Genomic DNA, 4986 nt, shown 5'->3' with positions numbered 1-4986 from the left:
CGTGGACACCCAGGGGCTGCTGCTGGGCGTGGTCGTGCATGCGGCCGACATCCAGGACGCCGATGGTCTCCCGGACCTGCTGAAGCGCGTGAAGCCCCTCTACAATTGGCTCCGGATCGTATTCGCGGACAGCATCTACAACCGGCTCGCCGCCTTGCTCGCCTGCTTCCTGGCCGGTCTGATGCTGGTCATCGTTCGCCGCATCGCAGGCACAATCGGCTTCGCAGTGCAGCCGCGGCGTTGGGTGGTGGAGAGGTCGCTTGGTTGGCTTGGGCGATGGAGGCGCCTATCGAAGGACTACGAGGCGCTACCGCAGATCTCGGAAGTCATGATCACCCTGGCCATGATCCGCCTGGTTCTGTTGCATCTTTTGTGGTCTGGCGGGATCGCGGCCAGGCTAAGGCATGGTGAAACAGCGGCTGGCGAAAGTGCGGGCGGATCTGAGCTTCAAGGGCCGGCAGTTCACCGTTGAGGTGATCCTCTGGGCGGTCCGCTGGTACCTGATGTTCCCCATCAGCTACCGCGATCTCGAGCTCATGCTGCAAGACCGCGGCGTCACCATCGCACACACCACGATCTTCCGCTGGATCCAGGCCTATGCGCCGGAGCTGGACCGGCGGATCCGGCCCCACCTGCATCCAAGCAATGGCTCGTGGCGGGTCGACGAGACCTATGTGAAGGTGAAGGGCCGCTGGACCTACCTGTACCGCGCGGTCGACAGCCGCGGTCAAACCATCGACTTCTTGCTTTCCGCAAAGCGGGACGCCGCGGCAGCAAAGCGCTTCTTCCGCAAGGCGCTGGGGCAGCCGCACACGGTGGACCCACGCACCATCACGGTGGACAAGAACCCGGCCTACCCACGCGCGGTGGCGGAGCTGAAAGCAGACGGTGAGCTGTGGCGACGCTCGCGGCTACGCCAGGTCAAGCACCTCAATAACATAGTGGAACAAGACCATCGGCGCATGAAACGCTTGATCAGACCAGGGCTCGGCTTCGGCAGCTTCTGGACGGCACGACGAACCCTGGCAGGCTACGAGGTGATGGCGATGGTGAGGAAGGGGCAGGTTCGGAGGATTGGCGGACGCGACATCCGAGCCCAAGCAACCTTCATCGCCGAGTTGTTCGACGTAGGTGCCTGATTCACCCGCTGCCAATCCCATTCACCGCCCGCTGTAGACTTCGCAACAGAACCATCCCGAACGTGGGCAGGGACCAATGCGTCCAAGCCGTTGACCCGTGCAACACGATGCCGCGGCGATCCTACTGCATCTCGATGCCGGCAGCCTTGATGGCCATAGCATTGCGCTCGATATCGGCGGCGATGCGCTCACGAAACCGCATGGGGTCCAGCACGAAGATATCGCCTTGAGTTAGCAGCGGAGGGCGCGCCGTTGGCGATTTCGCGGCCGCCTGCATCATCCCATAGAGGCGCTGCACCAACTCGGGTGGTGTGCTGGCTGGTGCGACCAAGCCGTTCCAAAAAACGGCGGTGAAGTCCGGATACCCTGCTTCCTTGACGGTTGGCACCTCCGGCAACTCGCGCCAACGAGTCTCACCAGTGGTAGCCAACGCTGAAAAGGTACCAGCCTGAATTAACGGCCCTCCCGTGGTGGGGGTGTCCAACAATACGTCCACCTCACCGGCCACCATCGCGTTGGTCGCCACCGAGGAGCCGCGGTAGGGCACATGCAGCATGTGGGCGTCAGCAACGGCCAGCAGTTGCTCCATATGGAGGTGCTGCAAGTTCCCGACGCCGGCCGAGGCATAGGTGACTCGCTGCGGCTGCCGCCTTGCCAGCGCGATCAGATCCTGCAGCGTACGTACGCCCTGAGTGCGCGGATTGCGTGGATTGATTACCAGGATGAAGGGGCTGATCGTGATCGTGGCGACGGGCACCAGGTCGCGTAGCGGGTGGTATCGTGTGTCGCGGTAAAGCAGGTGGTTCACGGTCATGGTGCTGGTGTTGCTGACCAGCAGGGTGTGGCCATCCGTTGCCGCTGCGACGTGGGCGGCGCCAAGGGAGCCGTTGGCGCCAGTGCGGTTCTCTACCACCATGGGCTGGGGGAGGTGGGTGCGGAAGTCCTCGGCCAAGATGCGGGCACAGATGTCGGTGGATCCGCCGGCAGGATAGCCGACGATCAGGCGCACCGGGCGGTTTGGCCACACAGCCGCGTCGGTTTGTGCCAGCCCGGGTCTCGCCAGTACAGAAAGTGCTGCGACGCTCAAAGCGCGTCGACCGAGGAGTGCCTGCATGGACGCCCCTTTCCTCCCTAGCCGCTCCCAGCGGGATGGCGCGAGCGGCGATCAGACCAGCTTCGCCGCCGGTCGTCCAGATGAGCGTTGCCAGTTCGGCGTCTCGTGCGGCGATCGGTGTCAAAGCCGTGGCCGAGCGAAGGAGGAAACCTGCCGGAGCACGAGGGAGAGCAGGTCGTGCCTCGAATCGGCAGCCGGCATCTGGCCAGTATGCCTGTCCTGCCAATAGGTGGCGTATCGGCCTTCACAGTTGAGTCAGTTCAATTCCTTGATTTACTGCCATCCAGCCAAGGTATCCCGCTATCTACTTCTTAGCCGACTTGTTAAGAGTCGTAGATGTGGCAGCATCCGTGTGCGCCAAAATATGCGGCCTGGAACCATCGGCAAGGCAAACCTGACTTCAGTCGCGCGGAACGTAATAGCCAATGCGAGCCCGAAAATTATGAGAGCACCGAAGATTTGTGTGGGCGCGACAAAATAGTGTTATGCCGACCAACACAGGAGAAGAACTTCAATGGCGAAATCGGAGACATCCGCTCCACGCGGCACCAACAAGGTCATCAAAGCTTTCTTCGAGACCTTGGACTCTACACCCGACGCTGGCCGGCCGCAGGTCGCAAAGGCGGCGCTGGCCGCAATTCGGGAAAAGTTGACAGCCCGAAAGGACAAAGCAAAGGCCATCCGGGAAAAAGAAAAGGCCAAGTCTGCCCGGGGCAAGGCAGCACCCGCGGCTCGCAAAGCAGCTTCGTCATCGCGCACTGCAAACGCCCGCAAGACCTCGGCCGCTGCTGCTAAACCGGCACGGTCGGCGAAGGCACCTAAGGCTTCTGCACCGAAGGCCACAAGACGTCTGGCGTCACGCCGTGTCGCACCTGAAGCTGCTGCGGAAGCCCCGCCACCAAGGAAGGCAGCCGCGCGTCGGCCCAGCGCTCGGAAAAAGCCTGCGGCGGAAGCCTCTCCGGCGGTCAGCCAAACAGCGCCAGATAGCGATTCGATGAATGGTGCTTCGTCTGAAGGCACCGGCAGCGCCGAGTAAAAACATGCCAGTGCGGCTTTGGGTGCCGCCCTGGCGTGGCGCAGGACGACCGCTCGTGCAGCAGGTGGGCCGGTCGGATCAAGCCAGACCCATGCCTGACGAGCGGTTCATTTGGGCCGAAATGTCGAGCGTGACCTCGCCCCATGGCCTGGCGGATGCATACCCTGCCGCGTTGCCGCGCCGCCGCCAGTTCGGTCAGCCATCCGGTAGCCAACCATGAGGCTTTCCAAAATCAGCCCGCGTGCGCGCTCGTGCTCAGACGGACCGACAGCCGCAACACCAGCCAATTCGGCGATCCGAGCGCCAAGGATACCGGCGCGGTCAAGGCAGGTCTCGAACGCGGCCTCGCCTACGATCCGGGACGCGGCGTAGTCATACGGGTCGCGGAGGTAGGCCCGCATGCGGCCAAGCAGCATCGCCATCTCACGTTCCGCCGCCTCGATAGTGGATGGGAGGTGGTACTCGTGGTGTGGTTCCTCGCCAGTAGCGGCAGTGGCCACTGCAGATGTCGCCATCCGGCGCTGCAGCCGGTATCTGCTCAAGGCGACGAGGCCTGCAACTGGTGCCGCGGCAAGGCCGGTCAGGACCCAGAGCGCGTCAACCACGCCCGCGCCCGAGTACCAACACACGACTTGTGAACCATGAGCGGAACACAGCCACAGCTTGATCCTCTGCCACTCTGAACCTTGGCGCGAGCATCGATGTTAGAATAAATCTAGTGGTTGTGGCAAAGAATTCTCTGTCCGGCCTATCGTTACATGCACTTCGCTCGGCTTGGCCTTACCGGCGCCGAAGGCACGTGTGGGAAGCTATATGTCTCCAGCCCCTGTCTCATGTACCGCAGGTGATGCAGGGACTGCCCCAATGGCATTGCCAAGTTGCCGGCCTCTATCCGGAACGAAGCGGCTGGGCCAAGCTCGGTTGATGACGCCCGAGCCCGCCACTTACCCAGGATATCGCTTTCCGGCCGAGATCATCAGCCATGCCGTGTGGCTCCACCACGTCTTCAGCTTGAGCCTGCGCGATGTCGAGCTGATCTTGGCCGAGCGGGGCATCGACGTCACCCACGAGAGCATCCGGCAATGGTGCCTGAGGTTCGGACCCCACTTCGCTCGGAGAATGCGTCGGCGCCGGCCAAAGCCGGGCGACACCTGGCACGTGGATGAGGTGTACCTGAAGATCAACGGGATGCTGCATTACCTCTGGCGCGCGGTGGACCAGCACGGCGTCGTGCTCGACATCCTGGTGCAGAGCCGGCGGAACGCCACCGCGGCCAAACGCTTCTTCAAGCGCCTGCTTGCCGGTCTCAAGTTCAAGCCCAGCCGCATCGTCACCGACGGACTACGCAGCTACGGTGTAGCGCAGCGTGAGCTCCTTCCCGAGGTCAAGCACCGTACCAGCCGCTACCTGAACAACAGAGCTGAGAACTCCCACCAACCCACTCGGCGCCGAGAGCGCCAGATGCAACGCTTCAAGTCACCCGGGCAGGCGCAGCGTTTCCTGTCGTCTCACGCCATGATCTACGGCCATTTCCGACCGCGGCGGCACCTCATGACCGCCGGACAGTACCGCCGCGCCCGTGGCAAGGCGTTCCAGGTCTGGCGCGAGGAGACCTGCGTCCAGATCGCAGGGTGATCCTGCACGCCATCAAGTCGCACGATCCAGCGCGACACCTGCTTGAACAACTTGGCAGTGCC

At 62.9% G+C, this 4986-nt stretch carries 4 protein-coding genes and 1 pseudogene; 4 read left to right on the top strand and 1 reads right to left on the bottom strand.

Translation table 11 applies throughout. The annotated features are described in order from the left end of the window. A pseudogene (locus tag BLR02_RS31200) lies at positions 1–301 on the top strand (transposase); the annotation flags it as partial. 127 nt (positions 302–428) lie between these two features. Further along, entirely contained in the window at positions 429–1139 is a 711-nt protein-coding gene (locus tag BLR02_RS27845) for an IS6 family transposase (protein WP_245705003.1), read from the top strand. 121 nt (positions 1140–1260) lie between these two features. Here the strand turns inward: BLR02_RS27845 and BLR02_RS27840 are convergent, their stop codons facing one another. Beyond that, positions 1261–2253, bottom strand: coding sequence for a Bug family tripartite tricarboxylate transporter substrate binding protein (locus BLR02_RS27840; protein WP_090665451.1), 993 nt, complete (start codon positions 2251–2253; stop codon positions 1261–1263). A 1191-nt stretch (positions 2254–3444) separates the two neighbouring features. Here BLR02_RS27840 and BLR02_RS29130 point away from each other — a divergent pair. Both BLR02_RS29130 and BLR02_RS27830 read left to right on the top strand, forming a co-directional pair. Continuing rightward, the gene (locus BLR02_RS29130) at positions 3445–3927 is read left to right on the top strand and encodes a hypothetical protein (protein WP_176849883.1); all 483 of its coding nucleotides are present in this window, start codon (positions 3445–3447) and stop codon (positions 3925–3927) included. Between the two features lie 286 nt (positions 3928–4213). Beyond that, complete coding sequence (locus BLR02_RS27830; protein WP_090665449.1) at positions 4214–4924, top strand: IS6 family transposase; 711 nt, start codon at positions 4214–4216, stop codon at positions 4922–4924. The last annotated feature ends 62 nt before the right edge of the window (positions 4925–4986 follow it).

This window comes from Belnapia rosea (assembly GCF_900101615.1).
GTDB lineage: Bacteria > Pseudomonadota > Alphaproteobacteria > Acetobacterales > Acetobacteraceae > Belnapia > Belnapia rosea.
This window is presented reverse-complemented; position numbering and strand designations above follow the sequence as displayed.

Bases quoted from the DNA above. Each gene is read 5' to 3' on its own strand.
- BLR02_RS27840 (WP_090665451.1), bottom strand. From the start codon at position 2,253: ATGCAGGCACTCCTCGGTCGACGCGCTTTGAGCGTCGCAGCACTTTCT.
- BLR02_RS29130 (WP_176849883.1), top strand. From the start codon at position 3,445: ATGCATACCCTGCCGCGTTGCCGCGCCGCCGCCAGTTCGGTCAGCCAT.
- BLR02_RS27830 (WP_090665449.1), top strand. From the start codon at position 4,214: ATGACGCCCGAGCCCGCCACTTACCCAGGATATCGCTTTCCGGCCGAG.